Genomic DNA, 26,163 nt, shown 5'->3' with positions numbered 1-26,163 from the left:
TTATTTAGTTATGGTTTTTATTAGTCTGTATCAATTTATTATCTATATTATCATATGTTTTTATTTCATATTTTTCAAATATTTAGATTTTAATATTGATAGATTTAGAAGGCTCTAAGGTAAGACTTACGTCTCTTTTTAATTGGGAACAGCGTAGGTTATAACATAATACTAAAAATGGGTACTAAAAAGCCACTCCATAATAACGGAGTGGCCTCTTTATATTTAATTATTACTATCATGTATCACATGTTGATAAGAAACTAAGTTCTTCTTTAATTTTCCAAAAATTTTAACCAATGAATCATGAGCACTTTCCGTTGAACGATCTTCGGCTAAGTACTGCCACGTTGAAATAATCAATAACAGTGACACAAAAATTAATGGGAACCCAGCTAATAAACAGATAGCTTGGATTGTTTTAAAACCACCAACGAAGACGATACCAAATGAGAATAACATGAAAATTCCCATCCAAACCAAGCGGTTAAACAAACTTGGTTGCTCTGTCGGTTTGAGTTTTGTACTAGTAAACGACGACACGATAAATGCAGATGATGAAATCGTCGTTGCTAAGAAGATAAAACATGAAATCGCATAGATAACTAACATTACGTATTTAAATGGCAATGTTGAAATAACTTGTGCAATTGCTGCAGCTTGACCATATACATTCAGTGTATGAATTAAATCAGCAGCTCCACTTTGTTGTAAATAGAGTGAATAACCACCTAAGATTGCGTAGAAACTCATACATCCTAAAGCACCATACGCAAGCATCCCTAATATCACCTGACGAATCGTTCGTCCACGCGAAATTCTAGCAATGAATAAGCCCATGAATGGCATGAAAGTTAACCACCAACCCCAATAGAAAATAGTTTCCGATTTAACAGGGTCAATCGCATGACCTAATCCTGAAGCTGTCCCTGTACTCATTGCTACAAACTGAGTAACCATCAGTACAAGACTGTTACCTTCTGACTTCAAAATATAAACCGTTGGTCCAACTAACAGAACAATTAACAAAAAGCCAATGGCTGTCCAAATATGAGCTGAACTCAATCGATCAATCCCACCCTTAATTCCTTTAAACATGGTTAACGTGAAAATGCTGAACAGGACAACAAATAATGCTAATTTTAAAAGTATTGTATCTTGGACTCCCGTTAATGTTGCGATAATTTTTGATAATACAGGTATTTCCATCCCAACTGATGAACCAACACCGCCCATAATACCGAAAACGACAAGAAAATCAATTATTTTTCGTAAGATTTTTTTATAAGGCTGATCCCCTTTTAACATAGGAATCACATCACTAACACACATAACTTTCGCTTTTTTAACGTACATAACGTATGAAATAATTACAGCTGAAGATGCAAACATCATCCACGCCATTGGACCCCAATCAAATTGACCTAACATGTGAGCATTTTGATAATTAGCAGGAGACATCGCTTTAGCACCAAACAAAGGTTGTTGCACGTAGCGAAGTGGATCAACCATGCTAAGCATTAAAATACTGGCATCAATGGCCGTCGCAAATACCATACTACCCCATTTAAAATCACTGTATGCCGGCTTTTCGCCTTTATTACCCAATGTAATTTTGCCATAATGGCTTAATGCAATATATAAAAAGAAAACAAAATTGAGAATATAGATACCAAGGTAAGCCCAACTCAAGTGGGCCGTAATAGCATCCATTATTGAACCTAATTCTGCCTTCAAACCAGACCCACCGAGTAATAATCCAACTGATACTAAAATAAATAATGCCACAGTCGGTAAAAACATTTTTTTGTCGATATTCTGTTTTTCTAAAATAAAAATTTCCTCCTAAATTTTAGAGCACGATCTTTAATTCATCGCCGTACTCACTCCGATAATTCTGCTTTTAATTGCACAAAAAAAGCACACTGATACAGTTTCTCCACTAGGGATATCTGCACAGCGTGCTTGTTAGCTTTGCTATCTTATACAAATACTCATAACGTAAATTATAATATTCTATCGAATCACTTACCTGGACTCACGTCACCGTTATCATCTAGATAACGAATAATTCGTGCCGGGTTACCCGCAATTACGAGATCATCACCAAACGATTTTGTGACCACAGATCCAGCGCCGACAACGACTCGATTACCAATCGTAACTCCTGGTAAAATCGTGACGTGTCCACCCATCCAGACACTATCACCAACCGTAATTGGTTTACCCATTTCAACATCCGCATCACGTAATTTTGCAGATAAGGGGTGTACTGGCGTGTAAAATCCAACGTCTGGTCCAATGTAACAATGATCACCAATTGTGATTGGACAAGTGTCCAACATCGTTAAATGGTAGTTCGCATAAAAGTGATTTCCGATATGAATATTAAATCCATAATCAAATTCGATTCCCGTTTCGGCCCAAAAGTCTTCACCGGAATCAGCCAATAATGCTTTAATATTTGTATTTTGTTGCTTATTATCGTCAAGCTGGTTAATTGTCCGCAGTTTTCTCCGAATCAGTTCTCGTCGTTCAACTAGTTCAGGATCCAACTGCTCATACGGTTCACCATCTGACATCTTTTCTCTCTCAGTTTTTATCATGTTATAAGAATACCACTTATGTCATGATTTGTTAAATAGAAATTTATTTTCTATAAACACAGTAAAATAAAGCTATTTTATTAACATTAATTGAATTGGATTAATTTTAATTAGAGTAAATTTTAACCCTATTATTACAGAAAAATCTTCTAATAACAATTCACAGCATATTCGCTGTTCATCAATCATTAGAAGATTTATTTAACTTATTTTATCAACAAATAGTTGTGTTATTTGTTTAGGTCTTGTAATAACGCCACCGACAACTGCCGAAAATGCGCCAATATCAAATGCTCTCTTAACTTCTTCTGGAGTCGTTGTATGACCCTCCATAATAACAGGGATTTTAAGATTTTTAATTAACTTTTCTAGTAAATCAAAATCTGGGCTATCCCTTTCGTCCGTATATTCTGTATATCCTGACATCGTTGTAGAAACCATATCAAATCCATTTTTTTCAGCCATAACGCCTTCTTCATAATTAGAAATATCTGCCATGGCTAATCTATTTCCTTCATGAATTTTATTGACTAAATCAGTTACCTTTTCATTATGAGGCCGTTGTCTAACCGTTGCATCTAATGCAATAATCTCAGCGTCAGTTTCCAGTAATTCATCTACTTCTTTCATCGTTGCTGTAATATAGACTTCTGAATCTGCATAATCTCGTTTGATTATGCCAATCAACGGTAATTTTACTTGTTTTTTAATTTCTACAATATCAGAAACTGAATTTGCTCGTATCCCCACAGCACCACCCATCTCAGCTGCAAGGGCCATTCTCCCCATGATAAATGAACTAAATAATGGTTCACCTTCTAGTGCCTGACAAGAAACAACTAACCCATTCTTTATTTCATCTAAATTCATCATATTATCTCCCTTTATATATCACTAGCATTTGTCTCAATAACTTGTTTATACCAATCAAAACTATCTTTCTTGTAACGTTTCAATGAGCCATTTCCATCGTCATCTTGATCAACATAAATGAACCCATAACGTTTACTCATTTCTGAAGTTGATGCGCTAATTAAATCAATGCAGCCCCACATTGTGTACCCCATTAAATCAACACCATCCATAACAGCTTCTTTCATTTGAATGATATGTTCTTCAAGATACTTAATGCGATAGTCATCATGAACTTTGCCATCATCGCCTAACTTATCTAGGGCCCCAATTCCATTTTCAACAATAAATAGTGGCACACGGTAACGATCCCACATTGCATTCAATGTGATTCTTAATCCAATGGGATCAATTTGCCAACCCCAGTCACTTGTTTCTAAGTAAGGATTTTTTTCACCATTAATCATATTTCCTAACGATGTATCACCCGTTTTGCCAGCTGAAGTGACCGTTGACATATAATAACTAAAACTAAGGAACGCAACTTTGCCCATTTTAAGAATAGCTTCATCCCCTGGCTCCATCACAATATGAACATCATTTTCTTTGAAATAGCGGTTCATGTATTCAGGGTATTCGCCGCGGACTTGAACATCGGTGAAGAACAAGTTTAAATTATCATTTTCTTGAGCGGCACGAACATCTGCTGGATTAGGCGTTGATGGATAAGTTTGCATTCTAGCAAGCATACAACCTACCACAAAATCAGGATTAATTTTCCGTGCTTGTTCAACTACCAAAGCACTTGCGATAAATTGGTGATGAACAGCTTGATACCGAATTTGTAATTGTTCTCTCTGTGTTAATTCACTGTCAACAGCACCCGTTTCCATGAAACCAAATGAGCTAACATTAATTTCGTTAAACGTTAACCAATATTTAACCTTATCTTTAAAACGGTTAAGTACAACGTCCGTGTAATGTGTAAAACTAGCAATTGTGTCACGGCTTACCCACCCATTTTGTTTAACTGTCAAATCAAGTGGCATTTCATAATGCGATAATGTGACAACAGGTTCAATATCATACTTAGCTAACTCATCAAAAACGCGGTCATAAAATGCTAACCCAGCTTCATTGGGTTCCGTTTCATTACCATTTGGAAAAATTCGTGCCCATGCCATAGACATCCGGTATGTTTTAAAACCCATTTCTGCAAATAATTTAATATCTTCTTTATAATTATGATAGAAATCAATCCCACGACGTTTTGGATAATGGTCAGTGGTTTTATCGTCCATCGCTTCTTCAATGACTTTCATTGTGACAGAACCAAGATTCATTTCTGTTCTTTTTTCAGATTTACGAATAACTTCAGCAGTAGTCATCCCTTTGCCATCTAAATCCCAGCCACCTTCAACTTGGTTTGCAGCTGTTGCGCCACCCCATAAGAAACCTTTTTTAAACCCTTTTGGATAATCTGTTTTATACATATTAATACACTCCTTCAAAGTTTTTTGTTTAACTTATGTATCTGTGAACTATTTCAAATAGAGGTTTTACTAGTTTTTTTCAAAAAAATTACCTATTGATAACTAAACAAATAGTTATCAATAGGTAATGCCTGATCGAATCAGTTACAGCCCTTATTTGACAAATTAAGTATATCAAATATAGTAAGCGCTGTCAAAGTTAGTTTAAAGGCTTACTCACCTTGCCTTATTTTTTCAATAACCTGAATAATATTAAACGTATCCTGTAGGCTATGTCGCTCACAAGTCTTTGCACCAATTTCAACTAGATTAATAAAAGCTTGAATTTCAAGCGTCATATCATCTCCAACGATACTATAGTCCCGATTAATTTTTTGTCCATCATTTAATTCAATCGTATATTTTTCAATTCGATTATACATTGGAATAACGATACGACCTTGTTGCCCAACAATAATCGCAACTCGCGGTTTAGCTTCATTTATTGCGCCTTCAATGAGTGCCTGAGCGCCTTTTTCAAAATGTATCGTTGCTGAAAATTTTTCATCAATCCCATTATGCATGTCTAATTTTGATTCAATATGCGAAATATCTGAACCTAAAATTTCTAACACAAAACCAATTGGATAAGTACCGATATCGTTCAAAGCACCACCCTGTCCTTTTTGAAGTAAATATGAAGTTGCTTTTTGAGATGGAATGGCATTAGAACAAAAGTTAGCTGACATGGTTTGGATGGGTCCGATTGAAGCTAAATCTTGTTTTAAATGATCCATACCGATGTTAAATTTTGTTTTAAACGCTTCAACAAATAAGGTTTGATTTTCACTTGAAGCTAATTCAATTTCTTTCATATCTGTCGTTGTTAGTACAGCCGGTTTTTCACAAAATACCGGAATATTTAGCTTCAACGCCTTTAGTGACCACTCTTTATGCAACATATGTGGCAATGCGATATAAACGCCATCAATCGAATCATCGCCTAAAAGAGCTTGATATGAATCATAAATGGTTATATCTGGATTATTCGCTTTAAACACATCGTCATTAAATAATGACTTTGATCCAATTGCTGTAACTTGTCCATTTTTTGTATATCGAATACTTTCATAAAATCGCTTTGCAATATTACCGTAACCAATAATTCCAAAATTCATTGTTCTTATCTCCATTTCTATTTAACCGTTTTCATTAATTATAGCCGACTCATACAGTATGCACCAAATTAAATTTCAAACTCAAAAAGGTCACCCCATTTCCGGGGTGACCTTCTCGTGATTCAATCTTATTTTTTAACCTACAAGTTCAATTTTGTTTCCTTCAGGGTCCAAAATGACTGCTTCATAATAGCCATCCCCTGTTGTCCGAGGGCCACTAACAACTTCTATTCCAGATTTTTTAAAATCAATCACCATTTGATCAACGGTCACATGATTCTCAACAGAAAAGGCTAAATGTGCATAACCAAATCCATCAGGATAGCGATCTGTAATATCCGTTCTCGTCATAATTTCTAATCTTGCTTGACCATCTGGAAAGCTCAAAAAGTATGACGAAAATCCTTTAGTCCCATTGTCATAACGCACACCAAAAGTTGCCTTAAAATTAGTCACATAAAAATCACGCATTGCTTCAAGATTTTCTACCCATAAACCAACGTGTTCGATTTTCATTTGCTTAAACCTCCGTTGTTTCAATCGGAAAAACTAATTCAAATTCCTCACAAACCACTGGCATTGTCTCATCAAATGTCTTATTAACACTTTCTAATTCTTCTTCAAAAAAAGATTGATGAACACTTCGCCAATAAGCTAAATTTCTATCGCCTTCGCCTTCAAGAAAAGCATGCTCTTCTGTAACTTCGTTAAATGGTGTCACATAAACTTTTATTGTTTTCGTAATCGCCATTGGATTATCTTTATAATCAACAATGACATTGTAATCGCCAACTTTTGGTAAAGGTTCTTCATCAAAATATAAATTATAAGCTGACGATGTCCCTGTTTTAAGACCATCTAAAACTAATTTACCTAATTCTAACGTTTCTTTCTTAGTGACGCCAAATGACCATGCATCATAATTATCATGTTCAATTTTATTTGCCTTTTTAAATGCTTGCCAATACTCATAAATTGTCATATGAACTCTCCTTCAAGAATTTAATCTTCTGCGTTTAATATATCTAAGAACAACTCACCATATTTTTCCAATTTACTTTCACCAACACCTTTAACATCCAACATATCAGTTAACGTTTCCGGCATAACCTCACACATTGAATATAACGTTTTATCAGAGAAGATAACAAATGGCGGTACACCTTGTTCCTCTGCTAATTCGCGACGTAATTGTCTTAATTCTTCAAATAGTTCATTATCTTCAGGTAATGCTTGTTTAACTTTTACAGCCATTTTACGTGTAACTTTAGTTTCACCTTTTAAGACGCCAACTCCTTCTGCAGCAAGTTGCAGAACCGGATATTGGCCGCTTGAAGCCTGTAAAAAACCTGACGCAACTAAATAATCAATCAATCCAGAAACTTCCTTCTGCGATTGATCTTTCATCAGTCCATACGTAGGTAATTCATCAAATCTAAACTGCATCACCTTTTGGACTTTTGAACCTGTTAAAACTTGTGCGACTAACCCTTTACCAAAATGTTCACCCATCCGTTTTACACATGATAAAACCTTTTGGGCATCAATCGAAATATCTTGTGCATCTCGTGTATCCAAGCAATTGCCGCAACGGCCACATTCTGGTGCTTCATCGCCAAAATAATTCACAATTGTCTGTTGTAAACACTGTTGCGTGTTTGCGTATTGCGTCATTTCTTGTAATTTTAAATACTCATGTTTTTTATTAACATCATCCATTTCAGATTGGTCAATGAAAAAATGTTGAATCTGAACATCTTTTAAATTAAAAAGTAAAATTGCTTCACTTGGCAAGCCATCTCGTCCAGCACGTCCGGCTTCTTGATAATAAGCTTCTAAACTACCAGGTATCTGATCATGGATTACAAATCGAACATTACTTTTATCAATTCCCATCCCAAATGCATTCGTCGCAATCATTACCTGAACACGATCGTACAAGAAGTCTTCCTGATTCTGACGACGTTCATCTTCTTGCAACCCGCCGTGATACATCGCCACTTTAATCTTAGCTTTTTTTATTAATTTCGTTAACCGTTCGACTTCTTTACGCGTACTTGCATAAATAATACCAGATTGTTGTTTCTGTCCCTTTAAATACTCGAGTAAGAAACGATCACTATTTTGATCTTTAACGACTTGGAAGGCTAAATTTTCACGTGAAAACCCAGTTTTAACTTCATGTATAATCGATAATCGTTGCATAATATCCGCAGCTACTTGAGTTGTCGCTGTCGCTGTTAATGCAATAATCGTCGGATTCGAATTCAAACGTTGAATCGTTTCCGTTAAGCGTAAATAACTAGGACGGAAATCGTGCCCCCATTGTGAGATACAGTGCGCTTCATCAATAGCGACAAGATCAATTCTTAATTCCGCTAAATCTGCCATAAAACCATCAGAATCTAATCGTTCTGGTGACACATAAAGTAACTTAACTTCACCACGAGCAGCTTGATTAAAGCGTTCACGAACCTCCGTGTAATCTAGCGTACTATTGATAAAGGTTGCTGGAATGCCATTTTCATTTAAAGCATCAACTTGATCCTTCATTAAAGAAATTAAAGGAGATATCACTAACGTTAGTCCATCTAATATAAGTGCTGGAATTTGGTAACATAGCGATTTTCCGCCGCCTGTAGGCATAATAGCTAAAACATCTTCACCCGTTAGAATACGATCAATAACTTCTTTTTGACCTTGGCGAAAATTGTCGTACCCAAATTTTTCTTTTAAAACTGATTGTGGATTCATATAATCCTTTCTCTTTGCTCATTTTCTCAGATAATTCTATGTCTTTAAATTATAGCATAGGTTAAGACGCCACAGATGTTTTAGAAAGTGTTTTAATGACCGCTTCAACATCACCCAAATCATTCATTAGTCCCGCGGGATTTTGTTGAGCTGCCCTAAGTTTAGTCATATAATCAACGACAATTGTCGAATCACTAACACTACTTGTGTCTTCAATTCGATAATAAAGATAGTGAATTGAATTAACTTTAGGTTCAAGGATAACGCTTAGATACCAAGTGTTATCTCCAATTTCAATAGTTGCCGTTTCCTTAAAATGACCATATTCTTCTTGTAATTTGCCTTGAATTTGTCCAATCTCAATTGGAACCGTGGCAGGCATTGGTCCTCCAGAATACGCATCTGACGTATTTAATTGTACCTTAGTGCCACGTACTTTCGAATTTTTAAGATTAAATACAACTTTCATATTTGATGCATCTTTGGACCCTTTTTTAATGGTCCAATCAGCGGGTGTAGCATAATTTTTATGCGGTAATATAGCATCACCACCGACGACTATTTTTGCTTGGACTGGTAAGCCATTTGTTCCTGCGTTAATTTTGTATTTTTGGGTTAATTTTATATTTTCTGTCGGTTGAATTCGACTGATTTCTGCCCAACTAGCCGGTTGTGTATCTTTAACTTGAATTAATGTTTTAAATCCTAAGATACCTAAAAAAACTACCATCAAAAAACCGATTGATATTAACATATTTTTCTTCATGCCAAAAATCTCCTAACCTGTTACGCCTCTATTATTAAAGCTTTTTCTCGTAGTATATCGCTAATATTATTGAAATGATTATTATATTCGTATACAAAAAGAAAAGTAGTGCACCAATCCATAATAACGTACTTACTTTTAGAAATGCCCACAAAATGATAAACCCAAACGCTAGAATTAAAATCATGCTATTCATAATTTTTCCAATCATTGCGTTCACAGACTGATCAATTAACTTATTTCGTTCATCCACATTCTCCAGCTGTTCTTCTTTCAGTCCTTTTTTAGAAAAAGTTATATAAAATTGATAGGCCGCAATTCCAAATGATAAGACAACATTAATAAATGATCTAATCAATTTTGACCAATCAAAAGCATCTTTAAAATCTAAGTTCATTATCCAAATTGAGGCAATCCCCACAAACATAAAAAATAAACCTACAAAAAAATGTCGATAACTATAGATTTTCATTTTAATTCTCCTCCATCTCTAAATTTTCCTTTAGCTGAAATAACGCTTCAATCTGACAATCAAACAATAAACTCAAACGATAGGCCAACATTATAGATGGCTTATATTTACCTTTTTCAAGTGAGATAATTGTTCGACTAGAAACTTGAACTTTCTCAGCTAACTGTTCCTGTGTTAATTCAAGCTTAGTTCTGTATTCTTTAACTTTATTTTGCATAATGAACACCTTTCAATATGAAATATACTTCATGTGAAGTTAACTTCATAATATAATAATTATTTTCTTAAGTCAACTAGCTGATTATTTCTGGCACCAAGCATATCAATATAAATTTCTATTTATTTATACTATAATTAAATAAACATCGTCAGATTAACTAATTTAATAATCTAACGATGTCTTTTAACTAAATAAAACGTTTTAAAAAGGAGGATTAAGCATATGGTTCAATCATACAAAAATTTCTGGGAAAATATTTTTAATTTTTCTGACACATCGAATAGATCAGACTATTGGTGGCCTACGATTATTAATAGTATTCTAGGAGCAATTATTATTTATTTTTATACGTCACTCGTTGGCCATCCTATCGATTCGATTTATAATTTTAGTGAACTTACTTTTATGACAAGTCGAAATATTGTTATGTTTATCGTCTGGATTGCAAACTTTGCTGTTTCAGTTCGTCGTTTACATGATACTGATCGTTCTGGTTGGTGGATTTTAATCCAATTCGTTCCATTAGTCGGTAGTATTTGGTTCTTTATTTTAATGGTTTTACCCAGAAAATCAAATCGCTGGGGTTAAATTATATTGATACTCGATTATTAATAAGAGGTGCTGATAAAATTTATCAGCACCTCTTTTGTTTACGGAAAATTAAAAAGATAGCACTGTAATCGACTAACTTGATTACCGCTCTATCTTCATTTTTCAAAAAATAATCCACCCTGATTAACTAAAACATCTGCTACAGGTGTCTCTATTCGTTTATTAAGCACCATTTTTTTCGTCTCTGTTACATATTTTTTAAAATTCATTGTTTGTAAATGAGCTTGGTAATCCTCGTCACTCCGGTAAATTTCAACGAAAATCCATTGATTTAAATCTCCATCTACAGAAGCAATGTATGTCACTAAGAGTCCTGCTTCATTTTCAAATGATTGTTTCATAGTATTCAATGAAACTTCTCTAAATTCTTTAACCCTATTCGGCTCTATTTCAATACTTGTTACTTTGAGTATAGCTCTGTCAGGCTTCAATTCATGCAAGGCTGTTGTTTTTTCTAACAGTAATTCTGGGGATAAATTAATCATCGATTTTTCAATTACTGCCTGAGATGCGATATTACTAAACATTTTAAATTGAGCCGAATTTGCATGTTTTTGATATTGATCTTCGTCTTGATAAGATTCAATCACAATATTTTCAGTACCCGCCTCATCCAAATGTACACTGTACATCGCCAAAGTTCCTTTTTCTTGCTGAATTGAGGTCGTTAAATTAATCATCCCTGCTTTTTCAAATCTTTCACGATCAGATAGCTTAATTTTAAGTTTGAATAGTCTTAATAATGGGGCATTCTTAAGTTCTATCATTTATTCACCCAATCCCATCAAACGATTATAATTTCCATAATTAATCAGGGCTCGATCATCTTTCGAAAGATTCAACTGATCTAAAGCTTCAATTATGGCATCCGTTGCTCCAGCTGGCGCAATCCCTAACGGTGCATCAGTTCCAAACAGTACGTGGCTAACACCATAATAATCAATTGCTAACCCTAATGCTTTAGGATTGCCCAATAATGCAGTATCTACATAGAAACGTTTAAAATCAGCTGCCTGTTCTGGTGATAGAATATGGTTAATTCGTTCAGCAAAATAAGGCACCATTGCCCCAGCATGATGAACAATTACTTTAAGTGTAGGATAGTCATTAAAAATTCCTGACTGTACTAATTGCAACATTGCTTGCGCTAGTTCATATTCCCAACTAAAAATAATATTATTGTCTGGTTTACGATCATCAAAAATTGGGTGTAACAGAATTGGGATATTTAATTGTGCAGCCATTTCAAAAATAACCCGGTATTCCTTTGCAGCAATACTTTTTCCAAGGGCACGCGTAAATAACTGAATGCCAACTAATTCTGAATTTTTTAGCACTTGTTCTTTTATAATACGTGTTGCTTCATCGATGTTATTTAGAGGTATCATTGCAATACCCGCTTTAAACAAGTCTGCATTTTGTTGAACCATTTCAATTATTTCGTTATTAGCTTGCCAGCATAATGCCGCTGCTTGTTCTGGCCCTACGTAGTCCTCAGGATTCACGTTGACTGCTGAGATAACTTGTTGGACATTTCTGTTCCGTAATAGGCGTCTTTGTTCAATATCAATCAATATGGGATGTTTAATAAATGGCATTTTTTCTGGCAAGTTCGGCTGAATAGCTAACATCTCGTTATAAAAATGTGGTGGTAAAACGTGTGCAAAAACATCAATACTTGTCATTAACTTTTCCCTCCTACAACCTAATTTAGGTTTCTTTAATTTAGCTGATTATCTAATACTAGGCAAAAATGCTAAAATAGCCTGCTCATTCCTCTCACCTAATATAAAAATTTTCTTATTTTAATGGCTCTAATTGTTTGATAACTTTGGCGGGCACGCCGCCCACTACTGTATTGTCAGGAACATCTTTTGTCACCACTGCACCAGCTGCTACAATCACATTATCCCCAATATGAACGCCACCAATAATCGTGACATTTCCACCTATCCACACATCGTTTCCAATTGTAATTGGTTTAGTATAAGTAATTAAATAACGACTACCATCTTGTCTTTTTCCAAAACGTTTTGTTGCATCTAATGCATGTTCACCACAATATAACTTCGTGTCTGGCGCGACAATGACACGATCTCCTAATGTGATTTTGTTTGAATCTTGAAATGTACAATTACCGTTAATAAAAACATCATCACCAACAGTGATATGTTTACCATAAACTGTATTAAATTGACCATTAATAACGAGTCCTTCCCCAGATTTCCCTAACAACTCGTGAATTGCTGTTGCTCTTTTCTCTAGGTCAGTTGTCGTATTGATTATAGTGACTAATTCTTTACCCGCCGCAATCATACCCTGTAATTCTGGGTCGCGATAATCATAATCTTGACCTGCCAATAATTTTTCATGTTCTGTCATCATTTTGCCCCTCCATTCACTATTTGACGCCCTTTTCTTCCTTAATAATTCAATTGTATTATACTACTTAAATTAACTGAACTAAATTCAAAAGATTCGGTTCTAGTGATATTAAAAAAGAGCCAACCTAATTGTATTTACCCAATCAGGTTGAACCCTCTTACTTCACAATATTATTTTCAAACTTCTTCAACAACTGTTGTCGTTTTTCAAGTTTCATTCCTTGAACTGCAGCAAAGTTAAACCATTTCAACTGGTTAAACCCCATCTTCCGGAATGTTCCCCTAAATACCATTTTAGTCACAGGATTTCCAAAGATAGTTCGATAAATCCAACCTGGTGTTGACATAGTTGTAACCATTTTAACTTTCTTTAAATGAACCATCTCATTTTTAAATAATTTTTTATTTTCCTGCTCTGTATAAAGAATCCCTTTAGCAATAACTTTGTCAAAGAATCCCTTCATCATAGCTGGCATAGATTCCCACCAGATTGGAAAAATAAAGACAAGCTCATCTGCAGCCATGAGGCGTTCTTGATAATTCGCCGTCATAGAATCCGTTGGTATCTTCTTACGCCAAGATATTAGGTCTTCTTGGTGCATTACAGGATCAAACCCATCTTTATGCAAATCAATTACGTCCACAATACAGCCCTCTTTTTCATACGCTGCTTTAGCACTAACTAGTAATGCCGCTGAATAACTCCTATTGTGCAATTCATTGTATCCAGCGTCTGCAGTGTAGGGATGATCAAATATAATACAAATTTTTTTCATGTTCAATAACCTCTTTTAATTAGTTTAATAAATTTTCCGACTTTAATGACTTTATATAAAATACTTCAAGTGTCATTTATCTTTCTTGCTATAAGTGTTACATTTGTTACACTTATATTAATCATTTATCGCGTGATTTACAAGATACAAAATCGTGTTATTTGTTACACTTCAAGGAGATATAAAAAATGACGGAAAATAACCAAGCAAAATTAAGTAAAAATTTGATTATTGATTCTTTAATTGACTTATTAAAAATAAAATCTTATCAAGAAATCACAATAACTGAAATCACAAAAAAAGCCGGAGTTGCCCGGCTGACTTTCTATCGTAATTTTGAAAATAAGGACGCGATTTTACTAACTCGGTCCGATTACTTATTTGACCAGTTTTACGCCGAACTCAAGTCCAATCAAACAGAAATTAGTTTGAAAAACATTTTCAAGCTAGCTTTTAACTATTGGCATAATGATTCTGAATTTATGGATATCCTAATTAAAAATGATATTGTTTATTTATTGGAAGATTCTTTTTATACTTATTTTGAAAAGATTCTTAAAGATACGCCTAGTATCAGTCGGCTAAATAATACTCAAAAAACGTTCATTCTTGGTGGCGTTCTACGAACGATGTTGCAATGGATTAGTAGTGGTAGTCCTGCTACAGCTGAAGAAGTTACTGCAGATATATTGGAATTGATTCAGTAAAAGTATGCTAGATTTTAATGATTAAAAAAATAGCCCAGATATTTATCTGAGCTAAGTCTAAACCTCTATTTAAAAATCTTAGGACCCTTACGCATTTTAGTACGATCATTTCTAGCAGTAGCCTTCTTATTGAAGTTTCCGCCATCAGTTTGTTTCTTTTTGATAATTTCTAGCATTTTATCTCTATCAGTCTTTGCTTTATCAGCCATTAATGTTTCCTCCTTGCTCTATTAATTAACAATTTCTTTCAAAGTTAAAGATTCATATTATGAATACATGCCTTCAAATAAAGTTGATCTTTTATTATTCAACTTACGTCGATTTTAATTCTGTATGCCCCGCTAATCAGTATACAGTTAAAATAACTATGCTCTTAACAGTATATCATTACGACTATCTTGATATCAATAGACGTATAAATTGGATGCCTTTAATTAACCATTCACTAATAATGTTCAATCTCAACGAATTTTGTTCCAACCTTTTCAACGAATTCTTTATCATGATCAATGATTAACATCGGTGGTTGAAAAGCCAGAATAACATCTTGAATTTGTTGACGCGTGATAACATCTAGATAATTAAGTGGCTCATCCCAAATATATATATTTGCTGGTTCAACCAACGAACGACTCAAAGCCACTTTTCTCTTTTGGCCCATGCTCATTTGACTGATATCTTTATCAAATTCATAACGTTCAAAACCAAGTTTTCTTAATGTATCCAACATTAAAGAATAAGAAACATTTTTTTCTGCAGCGAATTCTTGTAAAGAACCAGATAAACCATCAAAATTTTGCGGTAACCAGCTCACTTTTAAAGGTGTTGCAAATTTGTATTGCCCTTGATACTTTAATTGACCTAGTATAGCAGCGATAACGCTCGATTTACCAGAACCATTTTCACCCTGAAGAATAACGCGCTCTCCCATCTTTAATTTAAAATCTACCGGTTTATTTACCGGCAATTGTTTACGAAATGCTGATAAGCCAATTACCTCTAGTAAAGTCTTATCTGACACTAATTTTTCAAAATTCAACGTTAAAAGATCTGCCACATCAATATTCTTAAGTAAAGATTTTTTCTCTTCTACTGCTTTATCGGCACGTTTTTTAATACTTAGTACCCGTTTCATAGATTTAGCTGCCTTGTGGCTAATAAATCCTCTGTCTGTCGCACCAGATACTTTCGCCTCAGTCTGATTAGCCCAACCCGATTTTTTCCGTGAAGCACCTTCTAATCGTTTAATATCATGTTGTAATTTTTCTTTTTCATTATATTCCCAATTATTTCGTGACGTATTTTCGTCAGCCCACGTATTATAATTACCCTTAAATTGACTGATTTTAGCGCGATCAATTGAAATAACATGATCAATAATATTATTTAAAAAATAACGATCATGACTGATTAAAATAAATCCTTGTTTTTGTCTTAGATAATCAGAAATAATTTTTCGACCGTTTTCATCTAAATGATTAGTCGGTTCATCTATTAATTGAAATTTACCTTCGCCAACAAATAAGCTGGCTAATAATATCTTAGTTTGCTGTCCTGGACTTAATTGATTAAATGGTTCCGTCAATAATTTTTCAGATAGTCCAAGTTTATCTAATTCGATTAAAATTTGCCACTGATCATAGTCTTGTAAGTCTGTGATACTCTTGATAACCAGCCACACTGACTCTTCTGGTTTAACAACTGTTTGAGGAAAATACTGAAATTCTAAATCTGTTCTAATCTTTCCTTGGTACTGTAATTGATTTTGTAAAATTCTAAATAAAGTCGTTTTTCCGCGACCATTTCTACCAATTAGACCTAACTTCCAGCTGGCATCTAATTGTAAATCAACATTTTTAAAAATTGGTGCTAATTGTCCATCATATTGAAAACTTAATTGTTTAATTTGTATTGTTCCTATAGTAATTACCTCATTTCTTTGTGAGGTCGACCGCTAAACTATCCATTTGATTCTACAAAAAAAGAGCATACAGTTATATGCTCTTCAATCGTTATCCATCAAAAAAAGTGGTTCTTTCAGATGTGAAAAAGAATTGATATTGCAAACCGTTTGAATAGTCAACATGCATAAAAAGACACACTTCGTCCCTTGTTTAGTCGACAGTTATTCGATTAACGATTTGTATTTACCAATGCACTTCACACTCCCTGTTTATTAATTATTTACAGTCTACTATAGTTATGGTAGATAGGCAAATTAATCAAATGTGATATTAAATTGGTAAGCAATATCCTTCATCGCATCAATTTGATAGTCATCCTCAACATCACTACCCCAACTATCAATACCACCAACACCTCGAACGGCGCCTAGAATCGATAAAACGGTACGATGTTCCGCTGGTAATTCGCTATGATGTGTCGCATTTTCTAATTCTTCAGCTGTATAAGGTAAACAACTAAACGCAATTGGTTGATCAACCGCACTGAATGTTAAACCCGTTTCAGAAGCCTGTTGCATACGATTATCCAGAACAGACTGTCGATAAACAGTTACCCAATCATTTTGCATATGCACACCACAATCTTGCGGAACTAAGTATGGTGTCACTGGTAACCCTTGAACTTCATATCGGCCTGGAATTCCTCCGGCCATTCTATCTGGATAAGTTTCTCCTGATAATCCTTGGTAACAAAAACGAGTCGCTGGTGTGGGCATAATAAATCGCAACCCAAAAACAGGTAATGAGGGTAATCCAGCTTTTCCTTGGTATGAAACTGCAACATTCATTTTTCCGGTTGCTTCAACAGTATAAGTGACCGTCACTTGCGTTTGCGGCACAGTCAGTGTGTTATAGATATAACTTATAGCCACTTTTTCAGCGACTTCATGGTTAGTGTAACGATTATTTTCTGGTGCAATCGGTAACGCAATTGGTTTACCATTAATAGCAACTTTAACTGATTGACAATTACTGAATTGATCAGCGGCCAACCACATCCCTGACTTTACTGGAAACTGACTCCCCTGATCGTTATCCGTTGTTGCACGCCAAAAAGTCGGTTTTGGTGAGCGATAAAGCCACTCTTTACCTTGAATTCTAAAAGATTCTGGGCCACCCGTTTGATAGGAGAAAATATAATGAAAATCATTTCCTTTTAAACCGAGTGTGACATCTCCGTAAATGACAGTTAACTGCTTATTTATCTGTGCCATAATAGTATTTTACCTCCTGCATTGCTGGTTTTTCATTACGTGTGGCAAAAACGAGTCCATCACCCGAAAATGCATAATCAGATGGTCGATCATCAAAATCGCCACCATAACGCAACTCATTTTGACCTGTGACGGGATCTTCAACTAACAATGCTTGATCGATAAAGTCCCAGATGAAACCACCTTGATAGGATTCATATTGTTGTAATAAATCAATATATGATTTCATCCCGCCCAATGAATTACCCATATCATGCATATACTCACACAAGATAAATGGTTTTTGTGGTGAATTTTCTAGATAGTCTTTAATTTCGGCTGGTGTTGCATACATCCGACTTTCAACATCTGAAATGACATCTTTGTATTCAGGCGCACGGAAAACACCTTCATAATGAACTAAACGTGTCGAATCTTTTTGTTTATAGTACTCATTCATTTTCGCTAAGACACTGCCGGCGTATGATTCGTTACCCAATGACCAAAATAAAACTGAGGGATGATTTTTAAATAACTCAAAATTACTTTTAGCGCGGTCTAAAACGGCTGCTTCCCATTGATCCGATGAGCCGGGCACATTCCAAGAAGGCTCAACTTCACCCATTTTCTGCCAAGAACCATGTGATTCTAAGTTGGTTTCAGCCATCATATAAATACCAGCCTGATCACAACGATTGTAAAAAGATAATCGATCTGGATAATGTGACGTCCGAACTGCGTTAATATTGTTACGTTGCATACAGTCAACATCCCAAGCTTCATCATTATCTGAAATGGTTCTTCCTGATTTAGGGTTCCACTCATGACGATTAACACCATTGATAATTAATCGTTCACCATTTAATAACATCACGCGATTCTTAATTTCAATTTTGCGAAAACCAACTGGTTGTTGGATAATTTCAATTAATTGCCCATCAGCATCTAAAATTTCTAATTGTAATGTATATAAATAAGGCCGGTCATTCTGCCAAGCAGTCACTGGTTGTGCTAAATTGTAGTGTTTTTCGACATCTGACCCACTCATTAATTCATCGCTAAATAACACCGCATCTTGGTCTTTGAATGTGACACGGACACGTTGTTCTGCCCCACTAAAATGAAGTTGTAAATCTACTTGTCCTGTTTTTTGTCCACTATCGTAATCAGGAATCACCCAAAAATCATCTAAATGTGTTGCAGGTTGTGCTAACAGTGTCACATCACGAAAAATTCCGAAGAAACGGAAAAAGTCTTGGTCTTCAATGAAGGCTGCAGAACTTCGTTTATGCACTTCAACTGCCAAACAATTATCCTTATCTTTTAAATAAGGTGTCAGGTCAAATTCGCTTGGTGTAAAACTATCTTCTGCGTATCCTAGAAAATGTCCATTCAACCAGACGTACATTGCCTGTTCAACACCTTCAAAACGGATAATAACGCGTTTATTTTGAAGAGTTGGTTCCAAGTCAAAATGGTTTAAATATGAACCTACTGGATTATATTCTGCATCACTAAACATTCCAGCATACTGATTTAAATCAGTATCTGAAAAAGCAGGTCGTCTATATTCATGTCCTTCCCAAGGATACATCGTATTAATATAATGTAATTGCTCATATCCTGATAATTCAATATGCTGTGGTACTGGAATTGTGTCAAATTGTTCTGCATCAAAGTCAGTCTGATAGAAATTTTTTGGTCGACTTGCTGCATTAGTGCTGTAACTAAATTTCCAAGTTCCATTCAAAGATTGTTCAAATGAACTTTTTTGTTGTAACATTTCTGCTTGAGTTGCATAGTACTTATGATCACTGTGAGCTGGTACCTGTCCAACACGAAAAACGGTTGGTGTATCTAGCCATTCAATTTCTGGTGTCATCTGTTTGCCTCCGTTTTATATAAAAGCGTTTTCATAATTAAGTATATGTTTTCTTTTGGAGGTTGTCAAAAAGCATTATAAAATTGAGACAATAAAAAAAATTAGATTTAAGTGAAAATACGGTAATCTCATTTTTATTTTGTGTAAAATTGATTAACTTCTTCCTTTGGGCCTTTTAATTGATTTTTGCAGTAAGTTTCAGTATCGATTGCTGTATTAATCCTTCTGCAAAAATGAAAAAATGTAAAGGGAGGAGAAATCGTTTATATACCCTTTACTTTTCTTTGTGTTTTAGCTAGGTTATTATCAGTAGTTGCTCCCAAAACCCAACGAATATTCCAAATAGAAGGAAATATCTTTAAATTTTAAATACAATAAAAAGGCTCTGTACTATCTGTTGTTGGGACTAGTGTAAAAACTATTACTGATGACAGTTTTTTTGTATAATAACAAAAAAAAGCCAAAAGTCATAAGACTTTTGGTTACGAGTTCATCCATGTTCATTATCCCTCAACCACCACAGATGAATTAATAAGAAAGATGGAACTCTCCGCATGCCTAATCATACTAAATTTTGGCTTAAAATAAAAGACAGTAGTCTAACGATTGTTGATTATCAGTCTTCTAATGACGGTGTCACTCGATTTAACCGTGTTCTTGATTACCAGCCGAAGGGATTGTCCAAATTGTGATATTAAAAACGAAGGACAGATTATCAGGTATAGTTGGCGTCAAACACCCATACGCTACCCTAAATTTTTTGGTAAATGTATCATTTTATCACTCAAACGAAGATACTTTAGCTGTCATGAGCGGCAGTCATACTTCCTTGTCCAAACAAGTGTGGTTCCTAAAAATTGTACGATTTCCAATCTATCTAAACAGCTCTGTTTAACTAAATTAGCGGAATCCGTTTCTTTAACTCATATTGCTAATGAAATTTCGAATCCTGATTCCTTTGTAGGTCGTATTTTAATGACCTTTGAACGTGATTTTAAACCTAATTATAAATTTTTACCTAAAGTACTCCTACTTGACGAAGTCAAGAGTACCAAATCAGCTACAGATGCCATGAGTTTTGAATTTATGGATGCTAGTAACCATGAATTAATCAAACTTTTATCTTTTAGAAGATTCTATCAAATAGAACGTTATTTTTATCGTTACTCAGCTGCAGCTAGAAAAAACGTGAAAATTATCGTAACTGATATGAATTATACCTATCCTAAACTAGCCAAAGAAGTCTTTCCTAACGCGATTGTCATCATAGATACCTTTCATATTATCAATTCAGTGAATCGTGGATTCACTAAAACTAGAATTAGACTGATGAAAGAACTTTCAAAATCATCACAAGACTACAAAGCACTAAAACGTTACTGGAAGCTCCTGTTAAAACCTTCTGAAACCTTAGATTTTAAAAATTTCAAGAAATGGACTTATTTCCCATACCTAACAACAGAAACAAATGTCGTTGATCATTTATTAGCGATTCATCCTGAACTAAATAAATCATATGAACTCATGAACCAAATAAGATCAACCATTCGGTTGAAGGACTGGAAATCTTATGATTTTACAGTTAGAAACACCGAAAGGTGTTCTGAAGAAATGCTTAAAAGTATTGAAACGTTGCTTTGTCACCATTCTGAGATTAAAAATAATTTTGGCTATTATTATACTAACGGTCCTTTAGAAGGAATAAACAATAAAATTAAGGTCATTAAACGCGTTGGTTTTGAATTTAGAAATTTTCGTAGATTCCGAACTAGAATATTTTATACACTTAAAATCCATACAAAAAAACACCTCACAAATTGCTTTGTGAAGTGCTTCAAAATATCGATATAAATATATATTAGCGTTTTGAGAATTATCGATTAATACTTCATGGAATCTTATCTATTTGAATCCACTTGTATCAATACTTTACAATATTGAAAAAGGAACAACATTGAATAAAATCCATAATACGAGATAAAATTAACACCATAAAATAGACTAGTCAAGACACCATTAATGGTGTCTTTTTTTATGCTTTACACACTCTCTACCCATTTAATATATGTCTAATCAATTTCTATTTCAAGATTTCCAGTAACGCTTTAGAGATACGCATTCTATCATCTGTGGTCATGCTTTTCAATCTGTTAATTAATTCGGGCGTATAAATGTCGTTAAAATCATTACTCATTAATATATCAGCCAAATTTAATTGTAAGGCATTCAGAACTAGTTCCAACTTTCTTGTACTCGTATCGTCTAATTGTCCTCTTTCGAGTCGAGCCAAATAGCTGGCGGATACGTCCGCCATTTCTGCCAATTCTTCAATTGTAAGTCCTAATTCTTTTCGCTTTTTCCGAATGAAAGTGCCCACAAGTATAATCATAAATCGCTCCTATTTATCCATATGTTTAATGATAAATTAAGTGCGCACACTTTCAAAGCTCTCAGTATACCTATAAAGTTACATAAAAAGGTAGTATTGAGTATATTTTTGAGATAAAATATATCATGTGAAGATAGTGCAAGATATAAATTACTTTTTTGGGGGAGGAGATTTTATAGGGATCGTTTGGTAAAGGTTGGTTAATAATTCGTTCAAAGAAAAGGGAGAAAATTATGAATAAAGAAGAACTTTTAGATTTTTTAATGGCAAAAAGAAGTGTTACAGCGGGAGCTGCAGTTATCCAACAACAAATTCGTGAAGCAGAGGCTAAGATTGAAAAAGGTAAGAAAAAATTTCGAGGAATAATCATCGCATTAGTCGTTTTAATTGTTCTTTTTATGATTACTAGTCAGACAAGTGCGGCGATGCCATTCATCATTGCTGTTATCGCGCTATTTGCTTTTAAATATTTTGTTTATATTATGCCGGGTAATGAATCTAAAACACAAGCCTTAGCAGACTTGGACGCTGAAATGGCAAATGAAGATTATATTGCAGGCAAGCAAGGATTCCCAGAGAAATTCTACAACTATTTCGATATTTTTCGTCTTTGGAAATTAATTGATGAAACTCGGGCACGTGATTTGCAAGAAGCCTTTAACATTTTAGAAACACAACAATTCCAAGAAACTCAACTTTCAATGCAGGAAGAAATGAGAGGCTTACAACAAGATATTGCCTCAAATGCACGCTTGGCAGCTATGTCCTCAACCGTCAGTGCATTTAATTCGTTCAGAAAATAAGATTTATTATATTAAATTTATAAAAATGGAGAAAAAATGTCAAAAAAAGCAAATATTATTACCGGTGTCAGTATAGTAGCTATAGTTATTATTGTGGCTATGTTTATGATGGGCAATTCAAATAAGATGGATGGAAGCTATATTTCCGACATGGGTGGTTCCAAATTTGAGTTGAAGTTTAAAGGAAACACTGTGACTAAAGTTGAAACTGATAAAAAGTCAGACCAAGGTACTTATGAAATTGAAGACGGTAAACTTACCATGAAATTTGATGATTATACAATGAAAGCTAGTTTAGACAAAGATAAAAAAACATTTACACTTAATTCCGTAACTGGTTCACAAATGATGGGCTTCGGATTTTTATTAGAGGGGTTAAAATTTGAACAGGTTGCTAAATAATTATTAATTTATTGGGAGGATATTTTATATTATGAAAAAATCAAACATTACTTTATTATCAAGTGCATTAATCGCTGGAGTTACTGTCGTTGGTGCTACAACAACGGCAAACGCTGCAACAACTACACCCGACTCAACTGAAACAACTCATACTCAAACAGTTCAATCTAACAGTCAAAAATTAGATGACGATATTAAAGACGCTCAAACTGACGTTGATAATGCCAAAGATACAGCTGACAAAGATCAAAGTGCTGCTGATACTTCTAAAGACACAGCCGATGCTTCTAAAGACAATGCTGGTCAAACTGAAGAAAATGCTAATCAATCACAAGAAGATTTAAACAGTGCTGTTGATAATCAACAAAATGCGCAAAATACTGCTGATAACGCAACTGATGAATCTATCAATAACGCTCAAGATGCAGTTGACGAACAAGACAAAACAAATAACCAATTAGGTCAAGACGTTGATAACGCTAAAACAGATGTTGATAAAGGTAAAACAGATGTCGATAATGCTCAAACTGGCGTTGATGAAGCCCAAAAAGGTGCTGACCAATCTGATAAAGATGCTGATAAAGCTCAAGAAAACGTTGATAATGCTCAAAATAACCTTGATGGCAAAGGTTCAGCCGAAGCCGACAAGAATTTAAGCAATGCCAAAGATAACTTGGATCAAGCTCAAACAACTGAAGACAATGCTCAAAAAGGTGCTGACCAAGCTGACAAGAATATTGCTGACGCACAAAACAATGTTAATAACGCTCAAACTGGCGTAACTGATGCTAACAAACAACAAAATGATGCTAAAGCTAAAGCTGACGCTGCTCAAAAAGCTAAAGATACTGCTCAAAAAGCATTAGATGATGCTAAGAAACAACAAGGTAATCATCAAGCTAACCAAAATCACATCAACTTAAGCCAAGACTACATTAATGCCTTAAAGGCTTATTCAGATGCTTCATCAGCTGACGCTAATTATCAAGATGTCATTGACAGTTTAACAGCTGCAACTGAAAAAGAATGGGCATTAAATGGCGGCTACATTTCAAATGACCAAGATAAAACTGTTCATATTAACAACCAATCAGATTTAAACAAATATCTTGATGACTTAAATGAATATGCTAAACAATTATTAAATGAAGTGCGTGACCGTTTTGGTAGCACACAAGTTGAAGTCTCAGAAGGTTCTAAAAAATTAGGTCAATCAATCGGCGATGCTTATACATCTAAGAATAACGATCCTGATGATGGTCATGACAATGCATTAAACAACAGCATTGCTAACGGTATGGGATTAACATACTTAACACAACAAGATATGAATACTATCTTCGATAAATCATCTGAAAATGGTTGGAATCTTAGTCTTGATGCTTTCAAGAAATCTATCTATGATTCAATGAATGCCTTCTTATTCAATGGGGGTGAATGGGGCCATGCCGTAAGTGTTGCTGGCATTATGGCAACATATACACCTGCCAATAACACATGGTTCGGTCTTGGCTTCGGTCAATTTAAACAATCTAACGGTAATATCTTCTTAACAAGTTTCTTTAACTTTGTTGATGACTATGATGTTAACGACGCTTCTAAATTTAGCACTACACCTGTTGAATCTGGAACTGTCAGTCAAGCTCAAATTGATAAATTAGCAAGCGACGTTACTGCTAAAACAGCAACTTCAAAAACTGCTGATGCAGCTCTTGCAGCAGCTAAATCACAAACAGTTAAAGCTAACCAAGCCTTAGCTACAGCTAAAACTGCTTTAGCAACTGCTAAAACAAAACAAGCAACAGCACACACAGCCTTAACTAAAGCACAAAACGATGTTAAAACTGCTACTGTAGCTGTTAAAAATGCACAAACAGTTGTTGATGATTTAAATGCATCAATGCCTCAAAAACAACAAGCTTTAAAAGATGCACAAGCTGCCTTAGCTACAACTAAAACAACACAAGCTCAAAAACACATGACTTTAGACGCAGCTAATGCTAAATTAGTTACTGCTAAAACTGCATTAAAAGATGCAACTGCTAAATTAAGTGCCGCTCAAGCAGCTTTAAAAGCTGGTCAAGACGCACTTGGCGAAAAAACAAATCATTTAGATGACTTAAAGAATGCTGAAGCTAACTTAGTTGACGCAACAAAAGCTGTTGAAGCTGCTAAAAAAGCATACGACGAGGCTGTTAAAGCTGCCGAAGATGCACAAGCTGCTTCCGTTGCTGACGATGCACAATATGCGAAGTTACAAGCAATCGCTGATGCATCTAAGAAAGCTTTAGACGATGCACAAGCTGCATTAGCTAAATTACAACATGAAAAAGACATCGAAGATGCTTTGAACAATGTTGACAAACCATCAACTGGTACTGATAACGATTCTGGTTCACATACTGGTCATGTAACAGGTTCAGACAATGGTTCAGATAAAGGTAACGTAACTGGTTCTGTTGTTGCTAAAGGTAGTGAAACAGCTAAAGACACGACTGACAACAATGGTATTGTTGCACCAAGCAATAATACATCAACATCACGTCTTAAAGCTGCTGATCATTCAGAAATCAATAACGCTAAAATATTAGGTGCTTCGGTATTACCACAAACTGACGAAACTAATTCGTCAGTCGTTTCAGTGATTGGTGCAGCTCTTGTTGGTGCCGTTAGTCTCTTTGGACTTGCAGGAACGCGCCGTCGTAAACACTAATTCGTTATTGTAAGGAGG

General features: G+C 34.8%; 26 protein-coding genes. 6 read left to right on the top strand and 20 right to left on the bottom strand.

The genetic code is table 11. The features are described 5' to 3' along the window. Positions 1-225: 225 nt before the first annotated feature. The 11 genes from AC1RPR_RS04090 to AC1RPR_RS04040 all read right to left on the bottom strand — a co-directional run bounded on the left by AC1RPR_RS04090 (position 226) and on the right by AC1RPR_RS04040 (position 10,317). Complete coding sequence (locus tag AC1RPR_RS04090; protein WP_481761586.1) at positions 226-1,803, bottom strand: BCCT family transporter; 1,578 nt, start codon at positions 1,801-1,803, stop codon at positions 226-228. A gap of 221 nt (positions 1,804-2,024) precedes the next feature. Next, the gene (locus AC1RPR_RS04085) at positions 2,025-2,606 is read right to left on the bottom strand and encodes a sugar O-acetyltransferase (protein WP_409022058.1); all 582 of its coding nucleotides are present in this window, start codon (positions 2,604-2,606) and stop codon (positions 2,025-2,027) included. 201 nt (positions 2,607-2,807) lie between these two features. Next, the gene (locus tag AC1RPR_RS04080) at positions 2,808-3,479 is read right to left on the bottom strand and encodes an N-acetylmannosamine-6-phosphate 2-epimerase (protein ID WP_481761587.1); all 672 of its coding nucleotides are present in this window, start codon (positions 3,477-3,479) and stop codon (positions 2,808-2,810) included. 11 nt (positions 3,480-3,490) lie between these two features. Next, positions 3,491-4,951, bottom strand: a complete 1,461-nt coding sequence (locus tag AC1RPR_RS04075) for a glycoside hydrolase family 1 protein (protein ID WP_481761588.1) — start codon at positions 4,949-4,951, stop codon at positions 3,491-3,493. A gap of 212 nt (positions 4,952-5,163) precedes the next feature. Next, the gene (locus AC1RPR_RS04070; RefSeq protein WP_481761589.1) at positions 5,164-6,108 is read right to left on the bottom strand and encodes a Gfo/Idh/MocA family protein; all 945 of its coding nucleotides are present in this window, start codon (positions 6,106-6,108) and stop codon (positions 5,164-5,166) included. Between the two features lie 135 nt (positions 6,109-6,243). Further along, positions 6,244-6,624, bottom strand: a complete 381-nt coding sequence (locus AC1RPR_RS04065) for a VOC family protein (protein WP_481761590.1) — start codon at positions 6,622-6,624, stop codon at positions 6,244-6,246. Positions 6,625-6,628: 4 nt separating this feature from the next. Then, a complete protein-coding gene (locus tag AC1RPR_RS04060) occupies positions 6,629-7,090 on the bottom strand; it encodes an ASCH domain-containing protein (RefSeq protein WP_481761591.1) in 462 nt (153 codons plus the stop codon). Positions 7,091-7,110: 20 nt separating this feature from the next. Continuing rightward, positions 7,111-8,862: a DNA helicase RecQ gene (gene recQ / locus AC1RPR_RS04055; RefSeq protein ID WP_481761592.1), complete on the bottom strand. Its 1,752-nt coding sequence runs from the start codon at positions 8,860-8,862 to the stop codon at positions 7,111-7,113. Between the two features lie 61 nt (positions 8,863-8,923). Beyond that, positions 8,924-9,628 (bottom strand): hypothetical protein, encoded by a 705-nt coding sequence (locus tag AC1RPR_RS04050; protein WP_481761593.1) that lies wholly within the window; start codon positions 9,626-9,628, stop codon positions 8,924-8,926. 34 nt (positions 9,629-9,662) lie between these two features. Beyond that, positions 9,663-10,100 (bottom strand): hypothetical protein, encoded by a 438-nt coding sequence (locus tag AC1RPR_RS04045; RefSeq protein WP_481761594.1) that lies wholly within the window; start codon positions 10,098-10,100, stop codon positions 9,663-9,665. Between the two features lies 1 nt (position 10,101). After that, positions 10,102-10,317, bottom strand: a complete 216-nt coding sequence (locus tag AC1RPR_RS04040; protein WP_481761595.1) for a helix-turn-helix transcriptional regulator — start codon at positions 10,315-10,317, stop codon at positions 10,102-10,104. 225 nt (positions 10,318-10,542) lie between these two features. Here AC1RPR_RS04040 and AC1RPR_RS04035 point away from each other — a divergent pair, with 225 nt between their 5' ends. Further along, the gene (locus tag AC1RPR_RS04035; RefSeq protein ID WP_481761596.1) at positions 10,543-10,908 is read left to right on the top strand and encodes a DUF805 domain-containing protein; all 366 of its coding nucleotides are present in this window, start codon (positions 10,543-10,545) and stop codon (positions 10,906-10,908) included. 119 nt (positions 10,909-11,027) lie between these two features. Here the strand turns inward: AC1RPR_RS04035 and AC1RPR_RS04030 are convergent, their stop codons facing one another. The 4 genes from AC1RPR_RS04030 to AC1RPR_RS04015 all read right to left on the bottom strand — a co-directional run bounded on the left by AC1RPR_RS04030 (position 11,028) and on the right by AC1RPR_RS04015 (position 14,092). Further along, positions 11,028-11,699 carry a putative quinol monooxygenase gene (locus AC1RPR_RS04030; RefSeq protein ID WP_481761597.1) on the bottom strand — a complete coding sequence of 224 codons (672 nt, stop codon included), beginning with the start codon at positions 11,697-11,699 and terminating at the stop codon, positions 11,028-11,030. Continuing rightward, positions 11,700-12,617, bottom strand: coding sequence for an amidohydrolase family protein (locus AC1RPR_RS04025; RefSeq protein ID WP_481761598.1), 918 nt, complete (start codon positions 12,615-12,617; stop codon positions 11,700-11,702). 115 nt (positions 12,618-12,732) lie between these two features. Beyond that, positions 12,733-13,317 carry a sugar O-acetyltransferase gene (locus AC1RPR_RS04020; RefSeq protein WP_481761599.1) on the bottom strand — a complete coding sequence of 195 codons (585 nt, stop codon included), beginning with the start codon at positions 13,315-13,317 and terminating at the stop codon, positions 12,733-12,735. Between the two features lie 157 nt (positions 13,318-13,474). Next, positions 13,475-14,092 (bottom strand): NAD(P)H-dependent oxidoreductase, encoded by a 618-nt coding sequence (locus tag AC1RPR_RS04015; protein ID WP_481761600.1) that lies wholly within the window; start codon positions 14,090-14,092, stop codon positions 13,475-13,477. A gap of 188 nt (positions 14,093-14,280) precedes the next feature. Between AC1RPR_RS04015 and AC1RPR_RS04010 the strand changes: the two genes are divergently transcribed. Beyond that, positions 14,281-14,799, top strand: coding sequence for a TetR/AcrR family transcriptional regulator (locus AC1RPR_RS04010; protein ID WP_481761601.1), 519 nt, complete (start codon positions 14,281-14,283; stop codon positions 14,797-14,799). A gap of 65 nt (positions 14,800-14,864) precedes the next feature. Here the strand turns inward: AC1RPR_RS04010 and AC1RPR_RS04005 are convergent, their stop codons facing one another. The 4 genes from AC1RPR_RS04005 to AC1RPR_RS03990 form a co-directional block, all read right to left on the bottom strand. Next, positions 14,865-15,008 (bottom strand): hypothetical protein, encoded by a 144-nt coding sequence (locus AC1RPR_RS04005; protein WP_409022043.1) that lies wholly within the window; start codon positions 15,006-15,008, stop codon positions 14,865-14,867. 236 nt (positions 15,009-15,244) lie between these two features. Beyond that, complete coding sequence (abc-f, locus tag AC1RPR_RS04000; protein WP_481762188.1) at positions 15,245-16,705, bottom strand: ribosomal protection-like ABC-F family protein; 1,461 nt, start codon at positions 16,703-16,705, stop codon at positions 15,245-15,247. A gap of 312 nt (positions 16,706-17,017) precedes the next feature. Then, the gene (locus AC1RPR_RS03995; RefSeq protein ID WP_481761602.1) at positions 17,018-17,977 is read right to left on the bottom strand and encodes a beta-galactosidase small subunit; all 960 of its coding nucleotides are present in this window, start codon (positions 17,975-17,977) and stop codon (positions 17,018-17,020) included. Then, on the bottom strand, positions 17,961-19,838 hold the full coding sequence (locus tag AC1RPR_RS03990; RefSeq protein ID WP_481761603.1) for a glycoside hydrolase family 2 TIM barrel-domain containing protein: 1,878 nt from the start codon (positions 19,836-19,838) through the stop codon (positions 17,961-17,963). Before AC1RPR_RS03990 ends, AC1RPR_RS03995 begins: the two co-directional genes overlap by 17 nt. A 627-nt stretch (positions 19,839-20,465) precedes the next feature. Here AC1RPR_RS03990 and AC1RPR_RS03985 point away from each other — a divergent pair. Beyond that, positions 20,466-21,689, top strand: a complete 1,224-nt coding sequence (locus AC1RPR_RS03985; RefSeq protein ID WP_481762183.1) for an ISL3 family transposase — start codon at positions 20,466-20,468, stop codon at positions 21,687-21,689. Between the two features lie 229 nt (positions 21,690-21,918). Here the strand turns inward: AC1RPR_RS03985 and AC1RPR_RS03980 are convergent, their stop codons facing one another. Beyond that, the gene (locus AC1RPR_RS03980) at positions 21,919-22,227 is read right to left on the bottom strand and encodes a helix-turn-helix domain-containing protein (RefSeq protein WP_481761605.1); all 309 of its coding nucleotides are present in this window, start codon (positions 22,225-22,227) and stop codon (positions 21,919-21,921) included. 233 nt (positions 22,228-22,460) lie between these two features. Here AC1RPR_RS03980 and AC1RPR_RS03975 point away from each other — a divergent pair, with 233 nt between their 5' ends. From AC1RPR_RS03975 to AC1RPR_RS03965, 3 genes are read left to right on the top strand one after another with little or no spacing between them, the layout of a single operon-like run. Beyond that, complete coding sequence (locus AC1RPR_RS03975) at positions 22,461-23,030, top strand: hypothetical protein (RefSeq protein WP_481761606.1); 570 nt, start codon at positions 22,461-22,463, stop codon at positions 23,028-23,030. A gap of 36 nt (positions 23,031-23,066) precedes the next feature. After that, positions 23,067-23,432, top strand: coding sequence for a hypothetical protein (locus AC1RPR_RS03970; RefSeq protein WP_481761607.1), 366 nt, complete (start codon positions 23,067-23,069; stop codon positions 23,430-23,432). A 31-nt stretch (positions 23,433-23,463) separates the two neighbouring features. After that, positions 23,464-26,145: an SEC10/PgrA surface exclusion domain-containing protein gene (locus AC1RPR_RS03965; RefSeq protein WP_481761608.1), complete on the top strand. Its 2,682-nt coding sequence runs from the start codon at positions 23,464-23,466 to the stop codon at positions 26,143-26,145. The last annotated feature ends 18 nt before the right edge of the window (positions 26,146-26,163 follow it).

The organism is Dellaglioa sp. CoH-57-MRSF-22 (assembly GCF_056781895.1).
This window is presented reverse-complemented; position numbering and strand designations above follow the sequence as displayed.

Excerpts from the sequence above, each read along its gene's own strand:
- AC1RPR_RS04090 (WP_481761586.1), bottom strand. The coding sequence starts at position 1,803 with ATGTTTTTACCGACTGTGGCATTATTTATTTTAGTATCAGTTGGATTA.
- AC1RPR_RS04085 (WP_409022058.1), bottom strand. The coding sequence starts at position 2,606 with ATGATAAAAACTGAGAGAGAAAAGATGTCAGATGGTGAACCGTATGAG.
- AC1RPR_RS04080 (WP_481761587.1), bottom strand. The coding sequence starts at position 3,479 with ATGATGAATTTAGATGAAATAAAGAATGGGTTAGTTGTTTCTTGTCAG.
- AC1RPR_RS04075 (WP_481761588.1), bottom strand. The coding sequence starts at position 4,951 with ATGTATAAAACAGATTATCCAAAAGGGTTTAAAAAAGGTTTCTTATGG.
- AC1RPR_RS04070 (WP_481761589.1), bottom strand. The coding sequence starts at position 6,108 with ATGAATTTTGGAATTATTGGTTACGGTAATATTGCAAAGCGATTTTAT.
- AC1RPR_RS04065 (WP_481761590.1), bottom strand. The coding sequence starts at position 6,624 with ATGAAAATCGAACACGTTGGTTTATGGGTAGAAAATCTTGAAGCAATG.
- AC1RPR_RS04060 (WP_481761591.1), bottom strand. The coding sequence starts at position 7,090 with ATGACAATTTATGAGTATTGGCAAGCATTTAAAAAGGCAAATAAAATT.
- recQ (WP_481761592.1), bottom strand. The coding sequence starts at position 8,862 with ATGAATCCACAATCAGTTTTAAAAGAAAAATTTGGGTACGACAATTTT.
- AC1RPR_RS04050 (WP_481761593.1), bottom strand. The coding sequence starts at position 9,628 with ATGAAGAAAAATATGTTAATATCAATCGGTTTTTTGATGGTAGTTTTT.
- AC1RPR_RS04045 (WP_481761594.1), bottom strand. The coding sequence starts at position 10,100 with ATGAAAATCTATAGTTATCGACATTTTTTTGTAGGTTTATTTTTTATG.
- AC1RPR_RS04040 (WP_481761595.1), bottom strand. The coding sequence starts at position 10,317 with ATGCAAAATAAAGTTAAAGAATACAGAACTAAGCTTGAATTAACACAG.
- AC1RPR_RS04035 (WP_481761596.1), top strand. The coding sequence starts at position 10,543 with ATGGTTCAATCATACAAAAATTTCTGGGAAAATATTTTTAATTTTTCT.
- AC1RPR_RS04030 (WP_481761597.1), bottom strand. The coding sequence starts at position 11,699 with ATGATAGAACTTAAGAATGCCCCATTATTAAGACTATTCAAACTTAAA.
- AC1RPR_RS04025 (WP_481761598.1), bottom strand. The coding sequence starts at position 12,617 with ATGACAAGTATTGATGTTTTTGCACACGTTTTACCACCACATTTTTAT.
- AC1RPR_RS04020 (WP_481761599.1), bottom strand. The coding sequence starts at position 13,317 with ATGATGACAGAACATGAAAAATTATTGGCAGGTCAAGATTATGATTAT.
- AC1RPR_RS04015 (WP_481761600.1), bottom strand. The coding sequence starts at position 14,092 with ATGAAAAAAATTTGTATTATATTTGATCATCCCTACACTGCAGACGCT.
- AC1RPR_RS04010 (WP_481761601.1), top strand. The coding sequence starts at position 14,281 with ATGACGGAAAATAACCAAGCAAAATTAAGTAAAAATTTGATTATTGAT.
- AC1RPR_RS04005 (WP_409022043.1), bottom strand. The coding sequence starts at position 15,008 with ATGGCTGATAAAGCAAAGACTGATAGAGATAAAATGCTAGAAATTATC.
- AC1RPR_RS03995 (WP_481761602.1), bottom strand. The coding sequence starts at position 17,977 with ATGGCACAGATAAATAAGCAGTTAACTGTCATTTACGGAGATGTCACA.
- AC1RPR_RS03990 (WP_481761603.1), bottom strand. The coding sequence starts at position 19,838 with ATGACACCAGAAATTGAATGGCTAGATACACCAACCGTTTTTCGTGTT.
- AC1RPR_RS03985 (WP_481762183.1), top strand. The coding sequence starts at position 20,466 with ATGACGGTGTCACTCGATTTAACCGTGTTCTTGATTACCAGCCGAAGG.
- AC1RPR_RS03980 (WP_481761605.1), bottom strand. The coding sequence starts at position 22,227 with ATGATTATACTTGTGGGCACTTTCATTCGGAAAAAGCGAAAAGAATTA.
- AC1RPR_RS03975 (WP_481761606.1), top strand. The coding sequence starts at position 22,461 with ATGAATAAAGAAGAACTTTTAGATTTTTTAATGGCAAAAAGAAGTGTT.
- AC1RPR_RS03970 (WP_481761607.1), top strand. The coding sequence starts at position 23,067 with ATGTCAAAAAAAGCAAATATTATTACCGGTGTCAGTATAGTAGCTATA.
- AC1RPR_RS03965 (WP_481761608.1), top strand. The coding sequence starts at position 23,464 with ATGAAAAAATCAAACATTACTTTATTATCAAGTGCATTAATCGCTGGA.